The organism is Aliiglaciecola lipolytica E3, assembly GCF_000314975.1.
Taxonomy (GTDB): domain Bacteria; phylum Pseudomonadota; class Gammaproteobacteria; order Enterobacterales; family Alteromonadaceae; genus Aliiglaciecola; species Aliiglaciecola lipolytica.
On the sequence record NZ_BAEN01000065.1, the window covers coordinates 13789 to 34881 of the forward strand.

The 21093-nt window shown below is 40.7% G+C and carries 23 protein-coding genes; 13 read left to right on the plus strand and 10 right to left on the minus strand.

The window, feature by feature from the left end:
• The first annotated feature begins 70 nt into the window (after window positions 1–70).
• From GLIP_RS16240 to GLIP_RS16250, 3 genes are read left to right on the plus strand one after another with little or no spacing between them, the layout of a single operon-like run.
• Complete coding sequence (locus GLIP_RS16240; RefSeq protein WP_008845759.1) at window positions 71–1894, plus strand: assimilatory sulfite reductase (NADPH) flavoprotein subunit; 1824 nt, start codon at window positions 71–73, stop codon at window positions 1892–1894.
• Window positions 1894–3603 (plus strand): assimilatory sulfite reductase (NADPH) hemoprotein subunit, encoded by a 1710-nt coding sequence (gene cysI, locus GLIP_RS16245; protein ID WP_008845760.1) that lies wholly within the window; start codon window positions 1894–1896, stop codon window positions 3601–3603. Before GLIP_RS16240 ends, cysI begins: the two co-directional genes overlap by 1 nt.
• Entirely contained in the window at window positions 3596–4360 is a 765-nt protein-coding gene (locus tag GLIP_RS16250) for a phosphoadenylyl-sulfate reductase (RefSeq protein WP_008845761.1), read from the plus strand. The genes cysI and GLIP_RS16250 overlap by 8 nt, the downstream gene beginning before the upstream one ends.
• Window positions 4361–4431: 71 nt before the next feature.
• Here GLIP_RS16250 and yghU read toward each other — a convergent pair whose 3' ends face one another.
• Together yghU and GLIP_RS16260 are read right to left on the minus strand one after the other, a co-directional pair.
• Window positions 4432–5292, minus strand: coding sequence for a glutathione-dependent disulfide-bond oxidoreductase (gene yghU / locus GLIP_RS16255; protein ID WP_008845762.1), 861 nt, complete (start codon window positions 5290–5292; stop codon window positions 4432–4434).
• A gap of 79 nt (window positions 5293–5371) precedes the next feature.
• Window positions 5372–6271, minus strand: a complete 900-nt coding sequence (locus GLIP_RS16260; RefSeq protein ID WP_008845763.1) for a TIGR03899 family protein — start codon at window positions 6269–6271, stop codon at window positions 5372–5374.
• A gap of 213 nt (window positions 6272–6484) precedes the next feature.
• On the opposite strand from GLIP_RS16260, the gene GLIP_RS16265 reads away from it, so the two are divergent.
• Window positions 6485–8710 carry a bifunctional diguanylate cyclase/phosphodiesterase gene (locus GLIP_RS16265; RefSeq protein ID WP_008845764.1) on the plus strand — a complete coding sequence of 742 codons (2226 nt, stop codon included), beginning with the start codon at window positions 6485–6487 and terminating at the stop codon, window positions 8708–8710.
• A 33-nt stretch (window positions 8711–8743) separates the two neighbouring features.
• Here GLIP_RS16265 and GLIP_RS16270 read toward each other — a convergent pair whose 3' ends face one another.
• A complete protein-coding gene (locus GLIP_RS16270; protein WP_008845765.1) occupies window positions 8744–9256 on the minus strand; it encodes a uracil-DNA glycosylase family protein in 513 nt (170 codons plus the stop codon).
• Between the two features lie 169 nt (window positions 9257–9425).
• Here GLIP_RS16270 and GLIP_RS16275 point away from each other — a divergent pair, with 169 nt between their 5' ends.
• Window positions 9426–9737 (plus strand): hypothetical protein, encoded by a 312-nt coding sequence (locus GLIP_RS16275; RefSeq protein ID WP_008845766.1) that lies wholly within the window; start codon window positions 9426–9428, stop codon window positions 9735–9737.
• Between the two features lie 136 nt (window positions 9738–9873).
• On the opposite strand, the gene GLIP_RS16280 is transcribed toward GLIP_RS16275, so the two are convergent.
• On the minus strand, window positions 9874–10989 hold the full coding sequence (locus GLIP_RS16280; RefSeq protein ID WP_008845767.1) for an acyl-CoA desaturase: 1116 nt from the start codon (window positions 10987–10989) through the stop codon (window positions 9874–9876).
• Between the two features lie 147 nt (window positions 10990–11136).
• Here GLIP_RS16280 and fabR point away from each other — a divergent pair, with 147 nt between their 5' ends.
• Window positions 11137–11745, plus strand: a complete 609-nt coding sequence (gene fabR, locus GLIP_RS16285; protein WP_008845768.1) for an HTH-type transcriptional repressor FabR — start codon at window positions 11137–11139, stop codon at window positions 11743–11745.
• On the opposite strand, the gene trmA is transcribed toward fabR, so the two are convergent.
• Window positions 11742–12863 carry a tRNA (uridine(54)-C5)-methyltransferase TrmA gene (trmA, locus tag GLIP_RS16290; RefSeq protein WP_008845769.1) on the minus strand — a complete coding sequence of 374 codons (1122 nt, stop codon included), beginning with the start codon at window positions 12861–12863 and terminating at the stop codon, window positions 11742–11744. The two genes, fabR and trmA, sit on opposite strands and share 4 nt — an antisense overlap.
• A gap of 195 nt (window positions 12864–13058) precedes the next feature.
• Between trmA and GLIP_RS16295 the strand changes: the two genes are divergently transcribed.
• Complete coding sequence (locus tag GLIP_RS16295; RefSeq protein WP_008845770.1) at window positions 13059–14447, plus strand: DUF5610 domain-containing protein; 1389 nt, start codon at window positions 13059–13061, stop codon at window positions 14445–14447.
• Between the two features lie 45 nt (window positions 14448–14492).
• Here GLIP_RS16295 and GLIP_RS16300 read toward each other — a convergent pair whose 3' ends face one another.
• From GLIP_RS16300 to GLIP_RS21740, 5 genes are all read right to left on the minus strand, one after another.
• Complete coding sequence (locus GLIP_RS16300) at window positions 14493–16643, minus strand: ATPase, T2SS/T4P/T4SS family (protein WP_052155003.1); 2151 nt, start codon at window positions 16641–16643, stop codon at window positions 14493–14495.
• A gap of 134 nt (window positions 16644–16777) precedes the next feature.
• Entirely contained in the window at window positions 16778–16990 is a 213-nt protein-coding gene (locus GLIP_RS16305; RefSeq protein WP_008845772.1) for a hypothetical protein, read from the minus strand.
• Window positions 16991–16993: 3 nt separating this feature from the next.
• The gene (locus GLIP_RS16310) at window positions 16994–17206 is read right to left on the minus strand and encodes a hypothetical protein (protein WP_008845773.1); all 213 of its coding nucleotides are present in this window, start codon (window positions 17204–17206) and stop codon (window positions 16994–16996) included.
• Between the two features lie 68 nt (window positions 17207–17274).
• Window positions 17275–17430: a hypothetical protein gene (locus GLIP_RS21960; protein ID WP_008845774.1), complete on the minus strand. Its 156-nt coding sequence runs from the start codon at window positions 17428–17430 to the stop codon at window positions 17275–17277.
• Between the two features lie 15 nt (window positions 17431–17445).
• The gene (locus GLIP_RS21740) at window positions 17446–17610 is read right to left on the minus strand and encodes a class IIb bacteriocin, lactobin A/cerein 7B family (protein ID WP_008845775.1); all 165 of its coding nucleotides are present in this window, start codon (window positions 17608–17610) and stop codon (window positions 17446–17448) included.
• Window positions 17611–18072: 462 nt separating this feature from the next.
• On the opposite strand from GLIP_RS21740, the gene rpsJ reads away from it, so the two are divergent.
• The 6 genes from rpsJ to rpsS are packed head-to-tail and all read left to right on the plus strand — an operon-like array spanning window position 18073 to window position 21093.
• A complete protein-coding gene (gene rpsJ / locus GLIP_RS16315; RefSeq protein WP_008845776.1) occupies window positions 18073–18384 on the plus strand; it encodes a 30S ribosomal protein S10 in 312 nt (103 codons plus the stop codon).
• 18 nt (window positions 18385–18402) lie between these two features.
• A complete protein-coding gene (gene rplC / locus GLIP_RS16320; protein WP_008845777.1) occupies window positions 18403–19041 on the plus strand; it encodes a 50S ribosomal protein L3 in 639 nt (212 codons plus the stop codon).
• 17 nt (window positions 19042–19058) lie between these two features.
• Window positions 19059–19664, plus strand: coding sequence for a 50S ribosomal protein L4 (gene rplD / locus GLIP_RS16325; RefSeq protein ID WP_008845778.1), 606 nt, complete (start codon window positions 19059–19061; stop codon window positions 19662–19664).
• Complete coding sequence (gene rplW, locus GLIP_RS16330; RefSeq protein WP_008845779.1) at window positions 19661–19963, plus strand: 50S ribosomal protein L23; 303 nt, start codon at window positions 19661–19663, stop codon at window positions 19961–19963. The genes rplD and rplW overlap by 4 nt, the downstream gene beginning before the upstream one ends.
• Before the next feature lie 14 nt (window positions 19964–19977).
• The gene (gene rplB / locus GLIP_RS16335) at window positions 19978–20802 is read left to right on the plus strand and encodes a 50S ribosomal protein L2 (protein WP_008845780.1); all 825 of its coding nucleotides are present in this window, start codon (window positions 19978–19980) and stop codon (window positions 20800–20802) included.
• Window positions 20803–20817: 15 nt separating this feature from the next.
• Window positions 20818–21093 (plus strand): 30S ribosomal protein S19, encoded by a 276-nt coding sequence (gene rpsS / locus GLIP_RS16340; protein ID WP_014107406.1) that lies wholly within the window; start codon window positions 20818–20820, stop codon window positions 21091–21093.

Below are 21093 nucleotides of genomic sequence, written 5' to 3' on the forward strand. Positions count from 1 at the left end.
TATTTAAGTCTTTCCTGTTATGATTAAAAGACGCTAACCTGACAATATCAATTAAAGGGTTAGCGTTTTTATGTCTTCAAAGAACAATCAGGCACTTGTGCCGACTGCTGTGATAAATGACTCACAGTGGCAAAAAATCAATAGCGCCATCGCACCGCTGAACAACGATCAACTTACTTGGATGAGTGGGTATTTAGCGGGTCTAGCACATCAACAGTCTGGGATCCATGCTGTTGCGCCTGCGTCGTCTGCAAGCGTTGCTGAAAAACAACTCACTATTCTTTATGGCTCGCAAACCGGTAATGCAAAAGGTGTAGCGCAGGATTATAAAGAAAAAGCACAACATGCTGGCTTGAAAGTGAACTTGTTGAGTATGGCAGATTACAAGGCCAAACAACTCAAAAATGAAACTCATCTGCTAATTGTAGTGAGTACGCATGGTGAAGGTGATGCGCCTGATGATGCTATTGAGTTGCATGAATTTGTAGGCAGTAAAAAAGCGCCTAAATTACCAGATTTGAATTTTGCCGTCGTGGGCTTAGGTGACAGCAGTTATGAGTTTTTCTGTCAAACTGCAAAAGATTTTGATGCGCGTTTAGAAGCATTAGGTGGAAAACGTTTAACGCCACGAGTAGATTGTGATGTTGACTATGAAACTGTCACTAATGCGTTTTTTGATCAGATTGCCATTCAACTCAAAGAAGAGTTTGCCGCAAGTCAAACCCGTGTTGAGCAGACTTCAACGGTAGCCGGTGTTGCGAGTTTAGCCACGGGTAAATCAGAGTACACTAAGAAAAGCCCTTTCACTGCCACATTGTTGGAAAGCCAGAAAATAACTGGTCGTGATTCCGTTAAAGATATTCGGCATGTGGAGATTTCTCTTGAAGATTCTGGAATTCAGTATCAACCGGGAGATGCACTGGGCATTTGGTTCAGCAATGACGAATTGCTTGTTGATGAATTACTCAGTTTAGTGGAAGTAGATGCTAATGAACAAGTGACGGTTGGCGATCAAACCATAAGCATCAAGACGGCACTAATTGAGAAATTCGAGCTTACCTTAAGCTACCCTACATTTGTGAAGAGTTATTTAGACTCAGCACCAAATGAAAAGTTACAGGCATTATTTGAAGACAAAGCGCAGTTAAGAGATTACTTAGCGGATAAGCAAATAGTCGATATAGTAGTCGATTTCCCCGCAAAAATTACCGCCGAGCAGTTGGCACGTGCATTGAGACCGATTACGCCAAGGTTATATTCCATTGCGTCCAGTCAAGCTGAAGTTGATGACGAAGTTCATTTAACCGTAGCTATGGTGGAATACGATGTAAATGGCAATGTTCGCAACGGCTCTGCTTCACACTTCTTAGGCAAACGTCTTGAAGAAGGGCAAGAAGTAAAAGTGTTTGTTGAGCACAACAATAACTTCAGATTACCGCAAAATCCAGACACGCCAGTGATCATGGTTGGCCCAGGTACCGGAATCGCACCGTTCAGAGCATTTATGCAACAACGTGCTGAAGATGAGGCTGAAGGCAAAAATTGGTTATTCTTCGGAAATCCGAACTATACCCAAGATTTCCTCTATCAAACAGAATGGCAACGTTTTGTGAAAGATGGTGTGGTAGATAAAGTGACATTGGCGTTTTCCCGTGATCAGGAGCAAAAGGTCTATGTGCAGCATCGTTTATTAGAAAATGGTGCTGAATTATATGAATGGTTAGAACAAGGTGCACATTTTTATGTTTGTGGTGATGCAACGCATATGGCTAAAGATGTTCACGATGCATTGTTGACTGTGATTCAAGAACACGGTGGAAAGAGTGCTGAAGAAGCTGAGGCGTATTTAACCGAAATGCGTCGTGGCAAGCGTTATCAGAAGGATGTGTACTAATGATTTCCGATAAAAAGTTTATAGTTGAAGGTAAGTTGGCAGAAAACGAGCGTATTAAAGGCGAAAGTAACTTTTTACGTGGCACAATTGCGCAAGACCTCAAAGACGATTTGACCGGCGGCTTTACTGCAGATAATTTTCAACTTATCCGCTTCCACGGTATGTATCAACAAGATGATAGAGATATCCGTGCTGAGCGAGCTAAGCAAAAGCTTGAACCTTTACACAACGTGATGTTGCGTGCGCGCTTACCAGGTGGAATTATCTCCCCTACACAATGGTTAGCTATCGACAAGTTTGCAGAAGATCATAGTATTTACGGCAGTATTCGTTTAACTACGCGTCAAACTTTCCAATTTCATGGAGTGCTCAAACCGCATATTAAGCTTATGCACCAAACTCTGAATAAAGTTGGGATTGATTCAATCGCCACTGCGGGTGATGTAAACCGAAATGTTCTGTGCACATCTAACCCAGTTGAGTCAGAGGTGCATCAGCAAGCTTACGAGTGGGCTAAAAAAATCAGTGAGCATTTGCTGCCTAAAACACGTGCTTATGCTGAAATTTGGTTAGATGGTGAAAAAGTCGAAACAACCGAAGATGAACCCATTTTAGGGAATAATTATTTGCCACGTAAGTTCAAGACTACCGTGGTTATTCCACCGCATAACGATATCGATGTACATGCCAATGATTTGAATTTCGTTGCTATTGCCCAAGAGGGCAAACTAATTGGATTTAATGTCCTTGTTGGTGGTGGTTTGGCAATGACCCATGGTGATCATTCAACCTATCCGCGCAAAGCTGACGACTTTGGCTTTATTCCACTGGAAAAAACCTTAGATGTTGCAGCGGCTGTTGTTGGTACTCAGCGTGATTGGGGTAATCGAGTTAATCGCAAAAACGCAAAAACCAAATATACCCTTGAACGTGTTGGCGTCGAGAACTTTAAAGCTGAAGTCGAAAAGCGTGCTGAAATTAAGTTTGAACAAAGCCGTCCTTATGAATTCACTTCGCGCGGCGATCGATTTGGCTGGGTTGAAGGCGTGGATGGTAAATATCACCTAACGGTTTTCATTGAAAATGGTCGCATTCTTGATTATCCAGGAAAAACCTTAAAAACAGGTTGTGCTGAAATTGCCAAGGTACATAAAGGTGACTTTAGGCTGACGGCTAATCAAAACTTAGTTATTGCGGGCGTTCCACCTGAGCAAAAACAACAAATTGAAACTTTGGCGAAAACTCATGGGTTAATTTCTGATGGGGTCAGTAATCAACGTCTGGATTCAATGGCGTGTGTTTCATTACCTACTTGTCCTTTAGCTATGGCGGAAGCAGAACGTTATTTACCTGGCGCGGTGACTGATATTGAAGGCTTGCTCGAGAAACATGGTATTCCTGAGCGTAGCATTATTTTTCGCGTAACAGGCTGTCCAAACGGGTGCGGCAGAGCAATGCTTGCAGAAGTCGGTTTGGTAGGTAAAGGCCCTGGTAAATACAATTTTCATTTAGGTGGTGACCGTGAAGGGACACGCATTCCTAAAATGTATAAAGAAAATATCAGCGAACAGGAAATATTAACTCATCTTGACGAATTAATTGGCCGTTGGGCTAAAGAAAGCAACGAAAATGAAGCTTTCGGTGATTTTTTGATTCGTACTAAAGTGATAGCACCGGTTGTTAATTCAGCCAAGGATTTTTATGCCTAACGCATTAATTGAAAATTCAGCAGAAAATACTCATAACCCAGATTGGATAAACAATCTGGACGAAGTACAGTTTGCTGAACTAAATGCAGAGCTTGAAAAGCAGACGCCTCAACAACGAGTTGAGTGGGCACTCAAGCATTTGCCAGGAGAACATATTGTATCATCGAGTTTCGGTGCGCAATCTGCTGTCATGCTGCATTTACTATCTCAGCAATATGCAGATATTCCTGTAGTGCTAACCGATACTGGCTATTTATTTCCAGAAACATACCAATTTATTGATGAATTGACGGAACGCTTGAAATTAAACTTAAACGTTTACCGAGCGCCTGAGTCATCAGCCTGGCAAGAAGCCCGCCATGGATTGTTATGGGAACAAGGATTGGAAGGAATCGAAAAGTACAACAAGATGAACAAAGTTCTGCCAATGCAACGGGCATTGAAAGAGCTTAAGGCAGGCACTTGGTTTGCTGGATTACGCCGTTCACAATCTGATACGCGTGAAAATTTAAACGTGTTACAAAGGTTAAGTGGTCAAACAAAAGTTTATCCAATTATTGATCAATCGAACAAAGCATTGCACCAGTATCTAAAAGCTAATGATTTACCGTATCACCCGCTTTGGGAAAAAGGTTTTGTGTCGATAGGTGATTGGCATACCTCAAAAGCGCTAGAAGCCGGAATGAGCGAGCAAGATACGCGCTTCTTCGGACTAAAACGCGAATGTGGATTACACGAATTCGGTGACGGCATTTAGCGGGGATAAATCCCCGCCTACAGCGTAGCATGGGCTTTGGCCCATGAATCATTCATGACCAGGTTGGAACTTTAACCAATTTTATCTTGGGTTTTGGTGTCAAAATCACTTGCATCATGACGCTCATGCAATTGAGATTCTGGCTCGCCCCAAGTGCGGTTTACCATTCTGCCTCTTTTAACCGCTGGTCTTTGCGCAATTTGGTCAGTCCAGCGAATCACATTTGTGTATGTGTGTGCTTCAATAAATTCAGCAGCCTCATAAACCAAACCTTTTACTAGGGCACCGTACCAAGGCCAAGTAGCTATATCTGCAATTGTATACTCATCACCACTTAGGTATTCGTTTTTAGCAAGTTGCTTGTCGAGAACATCGAGTTGCCGTTTAATTTCCATAGTGTATCGATCTATTGGATATTCAAACTTTTCCGGAGCATAGGCATAAAAGTGTCCAAAGCCTCCACCAAGAATGGGGGCACTTGCCATTTGCCAAAATAACCATGATAAGCATTCAGTCCTCTTGGTAGGATCTGTAGGAATAAAGTCATTAAATTTTTCGGCAAGATACAGCAGGATCGAGCCAGATTCGAATACTCTGGTTGGCGTTGAAGTGCTATGATCTACTAGTGCTGGAATTTTAGAGTTTGGGTTAGCAGCAACGAAACCACTACTGAATTGATCACCTTCGAGTATTTGAATTAAAAATGCATCATATTCTGCGCCCGTGTGACCCTTCGCTAATAATTCTTCTAGCATAACAGTAACTTTAACGCCATTTGGAGTAGCTAAAGAGTATAGCTGCAAAGGGTGTTTACCTACAGGGAGGTCTTTTTCGTAGGTTGCGCCTGAAACTGGTCTATTAATACTTGCAAACTTTCCTCCATTTTCTGGGTTCCAGCTCCATACTTTGGGAGGCGTATAGGTATTAGTCATTTGTTCTCCTGATTTATTTCATTTATGTATCGATACAATTTGAGATTGGGATCAAATTAAGAACTTAAACTGCTGGCACCTAGTTTATGTCAAATTCAGCGGATAACAATTTTTGCAAATCTTCAATGTAGTGAGTGTTTGCTTTGCTATTAATTAAACGTGCTAACTCAAAACCGGTAGAAGTAAATTTATAATACTGCAGGCTTAAGCCTCTTTTCTTTGGAGCTAGGTGAAAGGTTTCATTGGCACAGCGATATTGCATTCTACTTTGAGTTGCGAGTTCACTCGTTTCTATTTCACTACTGTAGATTAGTCCTAGGTCCATTAAAGACAATAGATCCGGGTACGCTAATCCATGCACTGCTAAATTGATTTGTTCGTTTTTGGTTAGTTTGAAAATTGACAATATGCTTGGTTTACGATGATAACCAAAAATAATCTTCAAACCATGCTCATCCTTTTTACGGCTGGCAATGCCTACAGCTAACTTAAGTATTTTGGCATCTTTATGAGTGAGGTTTTTTAATATTTGCAATGTTCGTAGTGAAAACGAACCTGGTGCACTAATTTCAACTGTGAATATCTTTGCCCAAAGTTCTTGCATCGCTGGTGAATTAACGTTTTCGGCCATTTCGCTAAAACTAAAAAACCAATCGGGATCGAGCTCATCTTGCACGTTTTGTTCCTGACTATAGTCCATAGCAAGGCTTAAAATGCGTTCTAAATTTTTCAGTTTTCTTTGAGCTTTGACAAATTGATGGCGATTGACTTTTTTGTGCAAATCTTGCTCTAAGGAGCTCCCTTTTCCAGTGGCGATGCCAGCTCTACTAAACCATTGCAACATTTTCGTTTTAATTTGTTTGGTATTTTCTGATATCGGTTTTTGCGGTGAAGTAGGCGTTTCTTGCACTTTTTTGTTGGGAGTTGTGTTTTCGGGTTTAATTAAATTTGGAGGCGGGCTATTGGATTCTATTTTCATTTTTTGAAACTCACCGACATTACATGAGTACGATTATACTCGAAAATATTAGAAAGGGATGGATTCTAATAAAATTGGAGTAGTTAGCTCTTAATCAAGCGGTTTTGTTGAATTTTGCTACAATTATTATTCCTCTTTGTTGCATATTGAGATATGTTTAATATGTGTTGAAAATTTTTCGCCGATCTTGGTGTTCGAATAGTGGAAAAATGAATGGCTACAACGGATTATGAAAATGACGAATTGATTTTTCTAGCAGAAGATGAGTCTCAGGAAAAGGAAACAAATCTCGGACGTTGGAATGTGTTAGTTGTTGATGATGATGAAGAAATCCACACAGTAACAAGATTGGCATTGTCAGATTTACATCTAAACGACAAGAAACTTCATTTTCACCATGCATATTCTGGAAAACAAGCACTTAGCATCATTGAAAAACTTGGAAATCGGTTAGCGATTATCCTGTTAGATGTGGTCATGGAAACCGATGACGCGGGGTTAGTTGTCGCACGTAAAATGCGTGAAGAACTAAAGTTAATGGAACCTAGAATTGTTCTTAGGACAGGCCAACCTGGTTATGCCCCTGAAGAAAGTGTCATTAAAGAATATGATATCAATGACTATAAAACTAAGACCGAACTAACTAGGAGTAAACTGGTCACCACCATTATTGCTTCTTTAAGATCCTACCAACAAATTCTCACTATTAATCAAAGCCGGCAAGGCCTAGAAAAAATCATCCATTCGTCGGCTAATTTGCTTGAAGAACATTCTGTAAAGGGGTATTGCGAAGGTATCGTTACGCAAATAAGTTCGTTATTAGGGCTGGAAGCGGGAGGAGTTGTTTGCGCTCGAGCTGGTGCAGTGCTAGATAAGGAAGACAATAGTGTTTATGTGTTAGGCGCTGCTGGAGAGTTTGCGAAATACATCAACGAAAGTTTGGAAAATGTGCACGACCCCAAAATTGTAGAAGCGGTCAATCGATGTCTACAACAAAAAACACATGTTTTTCAAAATAATTACTCGGTGCTGTATTTAAATAGTTCTGGATATGATGCCGCGGTTTTTCTGAATCTAAAACATGAGATAAGTATCATCGATCGTAAATTATTGGAGGTGTTTTTATCCAGTATTTCAGTCGGATATGAAAACGTTAATCTATTCCATCAATTACGCAATGCGGCATTCAGAGACTGGTTGACCAAATTACCTAATCGTAATGAATTCATCAATATGTTAGATGAGACATGTGCTAAAGGGATAATGGGTGACAACGTTGTTGCTTTACTCGATATTAAACATTTTTCTGACGTAAATGACGGTTTGGGACAAGATGCAGGTAACAATCTATTAAAAGCTGTATCGAAGCGAGTGCAAGATAGTTTAAGTAGCAAGGTGAAAATGGGCAGAATCGGTGCAGACGTTTTTGGACTTATTGGGTCTGAAGAGGTAGTAAACCCCACTACCATAAATGCATTATTTGCTTTTCCATTTAAAGCTGGTGATCACACGTTACCTATTAATATCACAATGGGATTATGCAAACTGACAGATGACGGTAGTACCGGAATCAATTTGTTGAAGCAAACTAATATAGCGTTGAATCGGGCTAAAAAGGATCTAAATACTAATTTTGGTTATTACGAACCAGAAATGGAAGAAAAAACGACGTGGCGTCTAGGATTGATTCGACAACTTAGAGCTGATTTTTCTGCACGTAAATTAGAAGTTTGGTATCAACCACAAGTTGATTTAGTTACAGAGCGAGTGGTTGGCTTGGAAGCTTTATTGCGTTGGCCCACCGAAAAAGAAGGGTTCATTTCACCCGCGGTTTTTGTTCCCTTGGCAGAGTATTCGGGGCTTATAATAGAAATAGGTGCTTGGGTTTTAGAACAATCTTGTCGTCAACTAAAAGTGTTGGTTGATAAAGGTTATGAAAACTTAAGGATGGCAGTTAATATTTCCATGCCACAATTTCGCGATCCTGACTTTATCCAAATGGTGAAGTCTGCTGTTGGTGCTCATGAAATTATTCCTGGCCAACTGGAGTTGGAAATTACTGAAAGTGTTGTAATGGATGAGCCACATATTGTGGTTGAAGCGCTCAAGGAACTAAAAAGCTTTGGAGTAAAAATTGCGATTGACGACTTTGGAACCGGCTTTTCTTCGATGAGTTATTTGCAACAATTACCTCTTGACCGTCTGAAAGTTGACAGATCTTTTATCAATGAAATTAAACCTAATAAATCAGCATTTATTGCAGAAACTATTGTCACTCTTGGAAACCGCCTTGGTTTGCAAACTATCGCTGAAGGCATTGAGAAAAGAGAGCAAGCCAGCTATATGTTGAAATTAGGCTGTGACGAAGCGCAGGGCTTTTTGTACGCGAAGCCTATGGCTTTTGACGATCTAATTGTCTTTCTGGAAAAGAACAAATAACATGCTTCGGATTAAAATGAATGCAATCAGGATTTAGTTCATTCTTTGCATAAGGAGTCTAACTTCAGGTAAAACCGTTTGTTCAAACCAAGGGTTTTTCTTTAACCAAATATTGTTTCTTGGGGAAGGGTGCGGCAACACAATATATTTGGGCAAATATGATTCCCAGTTTTTGATTCTTTCGGTAACAGTGAACTTGTCTTGTAAATAATATTGTTGTGCATATTGACCAATAAGCAATGTTATTTTGGGAGAGATTGAAGCTAACAATCGATGTTGCCAAATTTCTGCACATCGCTTTATGGGGGGAAGGTCGCCGCTTTTTGACTTTCCCGGGTAACAAAAACCCATCGGTACAATGGCTACTTTCTCTGGATTATAGAAATTACTTTCATTCATGCCTAACCAAGTTCTTAATCTTTTTCCAGATGCATCGTTCCAAGGTAAAGTAGTCAGGTGGGCAGATAAACCTGGTGCCTGGCCTATGATAACAATTTGACTATTCACAGAGCCTTGAATTATTGGGTTGGGATCAAAAGGCAACACTCCAAGGCACTCTTTACAATTTTTTGCTAAATCGAACTCATTTTTTTTCAAAATATTTCAGTTTGTAATATTAGTGTCATAAAACTATGATTTGAAATTGTTGGTCTTATGTCAACATTGTGTTATATTTGACCCATCGGAAAACCGATGTATTTTAAGGAGTAACACAATGCGTAAATTATTTTCTCTTCTTGCCGTCCTTGGATTAGGAACGGTTGCGCATGCTCAAGCCGATCAGTTAAAAACTTTTGATTGTGTAGACAAACAAACGTTTGAAGTGAACAGCCAATGTATGGCAGACAAAATTAGTCACAACATGACTTACCGTAACGTTCAAATGGAAATCGCTGATAAAGCGAATGTTCAAAGTGACGCCATTATGGCCACTATTAAATATTATCCAAAAGACGCGTTGATTGAAGTCGTAGCCCATCGTGATGCCTTAACGGATCAATCACTAACGGCTGCAGTGCAACAATAAGTTAAGAAGCTTTTAAAAAAACCTGACATCTGTCAGGTTTTTTTTGGCCTGTAGCATGAGTTTAGCCCATGAATTCCAATATAAATTCGATCTTACTCGGGGATAAATCCCCGCCTACAAACAGGGTATAACCCTATTATGCCATTTGATATAGTTCGTAAAACTTTTGCTTTTGTAGCACCATACTGAGTTTTAATTCTTCATATTTGCTAGCAATCTCAAAATTATCGTAACTTTCTTTTAAACGCGCTTGTTTAATTTCTAGCAGCTTTTTCTTAGCTGCATAATAGTCACTCATTTTGGCAACCAATACATCATACTCATGTTGTAATTTAACCAAGATTTCATCGGCGTTAGGTAAACTTGAAATTCTTTTTTGAGTGCGCTTCATCATCATTTCAAAGCGTGCTTTTTCAATGCGTTCTTCTGGGCAACGTCGTAGGTTTTTGGCTAATTTCACAAATGATAGCCCACGAATTAGCCACTTAGTTGGATCAAAATGCCACCAACGTATGCCATTTCGATAGTCATATTCAAATATATGGTGATAGTTATGATAGCCTTCGCCAAATGTAAAGAATGCTAAAATACCATTGTCACGCGCGGTGTTCTGATCCGTATAAGGTTGTTTTCCCCAGATGTGCGCGAGTGAATTAATAAAGAAAGTAACATGATGAACTATGACTAATCTGAAAACACCGGCAAGTAACAGCATGCCTAATACGTCACCATTAAGAAATCCCAAAAACATAGGAATACCGAAATTAGTGGCCAATACAATTGGTAAATAATACTTGTGTTGCCACATGACAATCTTATCTCTTTGTAAATCTCGGCAATTTTTATAGTCATCATAGCGATGAGATTGATAGTCTCTGAGCATCCAACCAATGTGTGAAAACAAAAATCCACGTTTAGCGGAGTAGGGGTCTTTGCCATTTTGGTCGACAAATTTGTGATGAACACGATGGTCAGAACACCAATGTAATATACTGTTTTGTAGCGCCATTGCACCACCTACGGCTAGAAAAAAACGCACCACAGCATTGGCTTCATAAGCTTTGTGAGACCACAACCTGTGGTATCCAGCGGTAATAGACATGCCAGAGAAATAGATTAGAAATATACACGTGATAACTTCGAATAAATCAAAGCCATTGAAGTAGGCTTCTACAGGAACGCCAACGACAGCGATTAATCCAGTAACTAAAAAGACCAATACGTTGGTCAATAACAGACGAGGTTTGTTCATTAAAAAATACTTTTGAGCTTACAACTGTACGCTAATTTATCTTGAGCCTGTTACTTAATCAAGTAAATAAATTGAAAATAAAGCTGAGCTGCGGTGTAATTCATGCAAAATATTGCTTACAGTTAAGCAAAAACACGAGGAAAATGAGTGACTCAGAGTCGACAACAACAAAAATTAAAAACTCGACGCGCAATTATCGATGCTGCTTTTGGTTTGTTAGATGAACAACATAGTTTTTCAAGCATGAGTTTGCGAGAAGTCGCTAGAGCAGCCGGTATTGCGCCCACCTCATTTTACCGACACTTTAAAGATATTGATGAGTTAGGTTTAACCTTGGTTGATGAAGCCGGGTTAACCTTACGACAATTAATGCGTCAAGCTCGAGTTAGAATAGCCTCTGGTGGCGGTGTCATTAGCACCTCAATCGACACTTTTATGGAGTTCATTTCTGCTAATAGCAACATTTTCAGGTTATTGCTACGCGAGCATACAGGAACGTCTAATGCATTTCGTGCCGCAGTGTTTCGTGAAATTCAGCATTTTACTGAAGAGCTAACCGATTATACAGTAGCTACCACAGGGCTAAATAAAAAGCTGGCGAACTTGCAAGCAGAAGCCATGGTTAAATTAGTATTCAGCACGGGAGCTGAGGCGTTGGATTTAGATACTACCCAACGTGAACAATTAGCCGTGCGTTTAAAAATACAATTGCGATTCATTACCAATGGTTCACTGGAGTACGCTAAAAATAATTAACCTGATGCTTGGTTAGCTTTGTTTCTGCTAACCAAATAAACACCTGCTTCCAAATGATGGGTGTAGGGGAATTGGTCGAATAACGCGAAACGCTGCACTTTATGGGTTTTAATCAGTAAATCTAGATTACTTTGTAACGTATCAGGGTTACAGGAAATATAAACGATGTTGTCATATTTGCTAACCATTTCTACGGTCGCTTGATCTAAACCCGCTCTTGGGGGATCGACGAGCACGGTACGACAGTCATATTCCGTTAGGTCAATGCCTTCGAGCCGTTTAAATTGTCTAATTCCAGCCTGTGCTTGCACGAACTCCTCACTAGACATTCGTAAGATCGTAACGTTTTCAGTCTGATTGGCGCTAATATTATGTTGTGCAGCTGCTACAGATGATTTAGAGATTTCTGTTGCTAGCACCCGTTTGAAATTTTGTGCCATCGGGATACTAAAATTGCCTGAACCGCAATACAGTTCCAATAAGTCGCCTTCACTTTGTGCAGTAACATCTAATGCCCATTCAATCATTTTTTGGTTAACTGAAGCATTTGGCTGAGTAAAACTATTTTCTACCTGCTTAAATTCGTATGTTCTCTTACCAATCGGTAATTGCTCTATTACAAAATCCTTATCAACCAGGCTTTTTTGTTTTCTTGCACGTCCAACAATATCGATGCGGTACTTCTGTCTTAGACTAGCTAAGATTAGTTTAATTTGTCTATGCCAATCTTCGTCGAGCGCTTTGTGATACAAAAGTGAAACGACGATTTCTCCACTTAACGTGCTCAAATAATCGATTTGAAATAATTTGCGTCTTGCAACTTCGCTTTCTTTTAATAGTTGCAACAAGTCTTCCATGACTTCATTAATCAACTTACTGGCTGGGGGGAAGTCCTCAACGCGGTACTTTTCCTTTGTTTCACTATCAAACATGATGTGAAACAAATCATCCCCATCGTGCCATACACGGAACTCCGCGCGCATCCTATAATTGAGCGGTTGAGAATCAAACACCTCTAATTGAGGCACTTTAAATTGGGCAAATTGCTGTTCTAAGCGTGCAGTCTTTTCGTCGAGTTGAGCCTGATAGTGTGAGGGATTTATTTCTGTTGGTCGCATTTAAAGCTCAATCAATTGAAGTTAAAAGGAGAGTCGCGAATTTTAAGGATTTACGACGCGCATGCAAATGCAAATTCGCAACTGGAATGACAATACTAACGGTTTAGCGCTATTTGTTGGCCTTTTTTAATTTAATTTCTCAATAAACTGAATTTATGGCCGATAATATAAAACGAGGATAGTGAGGTATTCGACATGAATTTTGGTGAAATTAAAGCGTTTATGGGGGATAAATCCCACATTAACCCAAATGACGCAATAAAAAATCAATTACGGGAAGCGGGTTTAAAACAAGCCGAAGCAGGTATTTCTATGTCTGCAGAGTCTACCGTCAGTAAGTTGAGCTCGCAGACCACTGTAGGGTTGCGAATATATAACAATTCGCTTAATCAAACATTACAAATAGATGATAAACGAGCCAACCTAAAAACACCCGAAGAGACAAATAAAAGTTTGTTCGATTTCGAAGAAGTAGCCAAAAATGTACTGCGCTTTGTAGGTGGTGTTATATCTGGTGCTGCACGTAATGGTGCAGGCGAAGAAGAGTTAACAAACTTATTTGAGCAGGCACGTTCAGGTGTGGCACAAGGAATAAAATTAGCTGAGAAAGATTTATCAGGTTTCTTGAATGACGAGATTTCCCAGGGAATTAATAGTAGTGCGGCTTTAATTGAACAGGGAATTCTGAAGTTGCAAGATAGATTGCTGGGTGAGCAACAACCCGTAAACGACCCTAGTTCAGATGTTGTTAGGTCAGTGGCAACAGAAGAAATCAGTGCTTCAAGCAGACAAAATGGCGAGTTGCAGATTCGTACACGAGACGGTGACGAAGTCATAATTCGATTTGAAGATTTAAAGCAATTTGAATTAAATCGACAAGTATTACAGCAACAAGAGACACAACCGCAGAAAAATGAAGATAGAAATATCGAATCAAATGATGTGCTGCCACGTGCTGGTGTCGATAAAAATTTAAATGAGACTACAGAAGTAAGCCAAACTGACACTTCCAGCAAAGAACCATCTAATGAGCAGGTGGTAGATAAGCAAATTGAGAGTCAGCAGGCCATTTTTGTTGCGCAAAATAGTTACAGTTTTTCGGTAACTGGTGAGCTTGACGAGGGGGAGTTGGAATCTATTGGACAACTTGTGTCTGATGCCAATGATTTAGCAACAACGTTTTTTGAAGGGGATGTTGAGGCGGCTTTTAATCAAGCACTTGAATTGGGCTTTGATGAAAGTGAACTGACCGGATTTGCGTTACAGCTAACCCGCCAAGAACAAGTTGAAGTAGTTAAAACCTACGAATCTGTATCACATTATAAAGATGACTCGGCCGCTACGGAGAAATCTTCAAGACCAATTGAGAGAGTAAGTGATTACTTACAGAAGATGCTAAATGTATTTGAACAGTCTCAACAGAAGTTAGCTGCTGGCGATCAATATGAAACGTTAATTAACGGCATTATCAATGAGGTACAGGATTTAGGCACAACGGATTTGGTATCTGCAATTAATGATTTTCATGCTTTTAATAAGCGGTTGCTTACTAATTTGCCAAATTCAAATGAGCAAGTTGAATAACTGTTAAGTGCTGCGTAATGCCAATTACGCAGTACTTAAATAAGTTTAATCTGAGCCACTGATAATCTGAATTTGGGCAATATCCGTATCACCTTTCAATACTTTGAGAATACCGTCCTGGGTCAGTGTGCGCATACCATCTAACATCGATTGTGCCTTCATTTCTGAAACAGACGCTTCTTTGTAGACTAAAGAGCGAAGATCTGAAGTCATAGACAAAAGTTCATGAACACCTGTTCTGCCTTTATACCCAGTATCTCCACAATCGTCACAGCCTTTTCCACGATGTAATCTTACAGGCTCTTGCAGATTTAATTCATCCAAATACTGTTCACCATATTGACGTCGAATAAAGGCCATATCGGTATCTGTCGCTTCGTATTCTTCTTTGCAATTAGAACACAATGTACGAATTAGTCGTTGCGCCATAATGCCAACACAAGCATCTGAAAAGTTCACAGGATCTAACCCTAAATCTAATAAACGCGTAATCGTTTCTGGAGCAGAGTTAGTATGCAGAGTAGAAAGTACTAAGTGACCGGTTAGGGAAGCTTCAATACCTGCATGTGCGGTTTCTTTATCACGCATTTCACCAATAAGTATGATATCTGGGTCAGCCCGCAAAAATGCTCTAAGCGCGTTGGCAAATGTAAAGCCTATTTTAGGACTAACTTGGACCTGTTGTAGGCCGGGTTGAGTGATTTCTACCGGATCCTCTGCCGTCCAGATTTTTTTATCAGGGGTGTTTAAGTAGCCAAGTAATGCGTGCAACGTGGTTGTTTTACCAGAACCCGTTGGCCCTACTACTAGCAAAATACCGTGCGGTTTCTTAATCATTTCCCGTAGCATCGTCATGTTTTTAGGCGATATATTCATTTTTTCAATGGGCAGTGCACCACCAGACGCAAGGATACGCATGACCACGCCTTCGCCCGCGACAGTAGGAATTGTCGCGACTCGGACTTCCACCAATTGTCCCGACATTTTAAATGCCAGTTTGCCATCTTGAGGAACCCGTTTTTCGGCAATATTCAAGTTTGACATGATTTTAATTCGGGCAATAACTGCACTGTGATGTGATGCAGGAACTTGAGTAATATCGCGACATACACCATCAATGCGCATTCGAACTCGAGTTGGCCCATTTTTTTCGGGGTCGACATGTATATCTGATGCGTTCAGACGTTTCGCATCATGCAATACGCGACTAACCAGCCGTACGACTGCAGGAGCGTCATCAGACATCTCTTCACTGGTTTCGTCTAGCTCTTCGCTACTGGTCCCAATTTCGTCCAGTATTTCATCCATTTCACCCGGTGCGCCGCCACCGCCACTCGCGCCCAAATATTGTAGAATTTGGTTAGGAAGACCAACAGAAATTTCGTAGCTATCTATCCCCAATGCACTCTCTATTTCCATTAAAAGCGCAGCATTGTTTGGTTCAGCCATTAAAACAATTGCATTTTCTGCCGCGTCGGCCAACACAACCACATAATTGCGTTTTAAGTAGGAAAGGTTGAGTTTATTGCCACTTTGTAGCACGTGGTATTTTTCGGGAAGATAGCTAATATATGGAACTTGATAATGCACAGACAATGCATTGCCCAATTCGTTTTCGGGAATGCGTGCTTCTGAAATCATGCGTTGAATAAGTTGACGTATATCTTTACTGGTTTCAGTAAATTGCTTGAGATCTTTTTCAGACATCAAATTACGGTGGACTAAATAATCAAATGGATTACTGGTACCTCCTAATTCATAACGAAACTTATTTCCGAGAATTTCTGATAAAGAGTTGGCTAAACGTAAGTCTGCATCACCAAACGAGCCGACTTTTTTATTGATAATCTGCATGACACCCATCAAAACACCGGCATTGAGAATGGGAACACAAATAATATTTTCAGTTTTAAATGAACTGTTTTTATCAAATTTGTCAGCAAATTTTAAACGCGGATGTATTTCAGCAAGCTCTTGGGCATTGTAAGGATCACTTATCAGTAAAGGCTTTTGACTTAAGGCCACATAACCAGCGATGGATTGCGGGCTTATGGGAACCTTAATCTGTAAAGTCTCTTTACCTGTTTTGAAGCGAGCAACCAAATCTTGATGTTGACGTCTACGCTGAAAGATACTCATGCGTTGTGCTTCAAACAAACTAAGAATGATTGGTTCTAATTGTTGATATGCATCCATCAAAGACGGATGGGCTTCCAACAATCTATCTATTTTTTGAAGTGTCTCTTCAATAACAAGTTCTGTTGCCATTAAATACGATCAGTGTCATTACTCATTACCTAACTATAACTGAGTGTAATCATTAACAAAACCTAAGAATTAGATTGCTTTTCATCGGGCTTACTTGGTTTTACATTTTGATTGAATAAAAAACCCATAATGCATAGCAGCATTGCACCATGCATAATCGGATTTGCAAGTATATCAGTTCCCTCTTCATACCAGTCACCGATTGCTTGAATAAAGGCGAACCCAATCGCAATATAAAATATCCAGTTTATAAAGGTTCTTAATTTAGGGTCCATAGCTTAGTCTCTTTTGTGTTGTTTTTGCATTCTCTTTTCGGTTCCATATTGGTTAAAAAGAAAGCCACAGATAACATAAAGTAACGCAGTTTGTAGATGCGGGTTGCTTGACATGTTTATATCATTAAAAAGCCAGGCAGATACCGCAGCCCAAAGGTTAGTTGCAATCATAAAAAATAATATAGCATTGGCGAACATGATAAATTTACGGTCCATTATATTTCCTCTTTGTTTTTATTGAGATTAAAGAAAAGGGGCTTTACCCCCTTTTAATTAGTGTTAACTTAGTGGAACAAGTTGTATAACGAAACTCCGAGTTGATAACCAGCTTTCCCGCCTAATACGTACCCTACAGAATAGCCTATAGCATAACCATGAGCTTCGTTGTCAGGCATTCCACCAGAAACTGCAACTAATTCGTTTTTAGATAATTCAATCATAAAAAGCACCAATTACTAATGTGTTGCATCATACCAACCATAACCAAGCCCTCTACCAAACGACATTAAACCCGGTAAACTGTTAACGTATCCAACCGCAGTCATTACCCCGCCGAAAACAACCAGCGGAGCTACTCCACCATTTACATCTTCTAATTGCATTTCATTCAATTCTCGCATTTGCGAATTCCTTTTGATAAATTAAAATTTACCGCTTGGTATTAATCACCAAGCGATTTAAAATTGCGTTTCAATTGCTAGAACATCGCATTCTGAATCTCAATCGCAACATCAAAAGGTTAGTGTGATGGTAACTAAAATACACCTGTCCCTTGGTACAGTTTTTTATTGCCAATTTTAAGTTCATTTACTTTGGTTAGAAATAAACCGCATAAAAGCAGATTTTCTTACTATTAGACGTTGCAATCATCTCTCATCCATGTATAATTCGCGCCCACTTGCCCTGATGGGTAGTGATTTCGACGCTATCAATAGCCCAACGCAATTGCAGTAAGTTTGCGAAAATGTCGAAATATTATGAACAAGACCCCAATTGTGGGTCATCGGTTTACATGCATCCTCCCACCTAATAAAAGGTTGGTGTGGATGGTTTTTTTTGTTCTTTCGATTGGAGCTTAATCGATGCCAAATCAAAGAATTCGTATTCGTTTGAAAGCGTTTGATCACAAGTTGATCGATCAGTCTACGGCTGAAATCGTTGAAACTGCGAAACGTACAGGTGCTCAGGTTAGCGGTCCTATTCCACTACCTACTCGTAAAGAACGCTATACCGTATTGGTTTCTCCTCACGTGAATAAAGATGCACGTGATCAGTATGAAATCCGTACGCACAAGCGTTTGGTAGATATCATTGAACCAACTGATAAAACAGTTGATGCATTGATGAGATTGGACTTGGCTGCCGGTGTTGATGTTCAAATCAGCCTGGGCTAACAAGAGAGGGTTTTAACAATGGCGATTGGTCTTATCGGTCGTAAAGTAGGTATGACTCGCATCTTCACTGAAGATGGTGTTTCAATTCCTGTGACTGTTATAGAAGCGACCCCAAACCGTGTGACTCAGTTACGTACTGAAGAAACAGATGGGTATCGCGCGCTACAAGTAACTGCTGGTGATAAAAAAGCGAACCGCGTTAACAAAGCTGAAGCAGGTCATTTTGCTAAAGCTGGCGTGGAAGCTGGCCGTGGTTTATGGGAGTTCCGTTTAGACGGCAATGAAGGTGAAGGTATTGAAGTTGGCAGTGAAATTACTGTTGAAATCTTTGCTGAAGCTAAAAAAGTTGACGTAGCTGGAACTTCTAAAGGTAAAGGTTTTGCTGGTGCAATCAAACGTTGGAACTTTAGTCACCAACGTATGACTCACGGTAACTCTTTGTCTCACCGTGCTCCTGGTTCGATTGGTCAAAACCAATCTCCAGGTAAAGTTTTCAAAGGGAAGAAAATGGCTGGCCAATTAGGCAACACAGCTGTGACTACTCAATCTTTGGAAGTGGTACGTGTTGACGCAGAGAACAACCTTCTTCTAGTTAAAGGTGCAGTACCTGGTGCTACAGGCGGCGATGTTATCGTACGTCCTGCAGTTAAAGCGTAACGTCTGGGAGTGAAGTGATGGAATTAGTATTGAAAGACGCGAACAGCGCTCTTGAAGTCTCCGAAGCAACCTTTGGACGTGATTTTAACGAAGCGCTAGTACACCAAGTAGTAGTGGCTTACGGTGCAGGTGCCCGTCAGGGTTCCAAAGCACAAAAAACACGCTCTGAAGTTCGTGGCGGCGGCAAGAAGCCTTGGCGTCAAAAAGGGACTGGTCGTGCTCGTGCTGGTACAATCCGCAGCCCAATTTGGGTTGGTGGTGGCCGTGCATTTGCAGCCAAGCCTCAAGATCACAGTCAAAAAGTTAATAAAAAGATGTACCGTGGAGCTATTCGTAGCATCCTTTCTGAATTGGTACGTCAAGAACGTTTGATTGTTGTAGAAAAATTTGGTGTTGATGCACCTAAAACCAAAACATTGGTTGCTAAGCTTAATGAACTTGAGCTTAACGACGTGTTAATCGTAACGTCTGAAGTAGAAGAGAACTTGTTCTTAGCTGCTCGTAACTTATATAAAGTTGACGTACGTGACGTTCAAGGCATCGACCCAGTAAGCTTAATTGCATTCGAAAAAGTGTTAATCACTGCCGATGCGGTTAAACAGCTAGAGGAGTCGTTAGCATGATCTCTGAAGAGCGTTTACTTAAGGTGCTATTAGCACCGCATGTTTCTGAAAAATCAACCATGGCTGCTGAAGGCAACAACGCTGTTGTTTTCAAAGTCGTAAAAGACGCAAACAAAGCTGAAATCAAAGCGGCAGTTGAAAAACTGTTTGAAGTTGAAGTAAGCAGCGTTCGTACCTTAAACGTAAAGGGTAAAACCAAGCGTCACGGTCAGTCTTTTGGTAAGCGTAGCGACTGGAAAAAAGCATATGTAGTGCTTAAAGAAGGTCAAGACATCGACTTCGTCGGTGGCGAAGCTTAAGAAGGGGATTAGATATGCCATTATTAAAAGCTAAGCCGACTTCTGCTGGTCGTCGTCACGTAGTTCAGGTTACAAATCCTGATCTACATAAAGGCGCACCTTACGCACCACTACTTGAGAAAAACAGCAAGTCTGGTGGTCGTAACAACAATGGTCGCATTACCGTGCGTCACATTGGTGGTGGTCACAAACAGCATTATCGTTTAATTGACTTCAAACGTAACAAAGATGGCATTCCAGCCAAAATTGAACGTTTGGAATACGATCCTAACCGTTCAGCAAATATCGCACTTGTGCTTTATGCTGATGGTGAGCGTCGTTATATTCTTGCTCCGAAAGGTGCTCTAGCTGGACAAGCTATTCAGTCTGGTTCTGATGCGCCAATCAAAGCGGGTAACGCCATGCCAATGCGCAACATCCCAGTAGGTACAACTGTACACGCTATTGAGATGAAGCCTGGTAAAGGTGCTCAAATTGCTCGTTCTGCAGGACAATATGCACAAATATTAGCGCGTGCCGAAGGTTATGTAACACTTCGTCTACGTTCTGGTGAAGTACGTCGTGTTCTAGCTGATTGCCGCGCCACCATTGGTGAAGTTGGTAATGCTGAACATATGCTACGTTCACTAGGTAAAGCTGGTGCAACACGTTGGCGCGGTGTGCGTCCAACAGTTCGTGGTGTAGCCATGAACCCAGTAGATCACCCACATGGTGGTGGTGAAGGTCGTACCTCTGGTGGCCGTCATCCAGTTTCACCTTGGGGTGTACCAACTAAGGGTAAGAAAACCCGTAGTAACAAGCGTACCGATAAACTTATCGTACGTCGTCGTAACAAGTAACAGCGAGGATTCACCATGCCACGTTCTCTCAAGAAAGGTCCATTTATTGACCTGCACTTGCTGAAGAAGGTAGAGGCTGCAGTGGAAAAGGGCGAAAAGAAACCAATTAAGACTTGGTCTCGTCGCTCCATGATCATCCCAGATATGATTGGGTTGACCATTGCGGTCCATAACGGTCGCCAGCACGTACCTGTTTTCGTCTCTGACGAAATGGTTGGCCATAAGTTGGGCGAATTTGCTCCAACGCGTACTTACCGCGGCCATGTCGCGGATAAGAAAGCGAAGAGATAA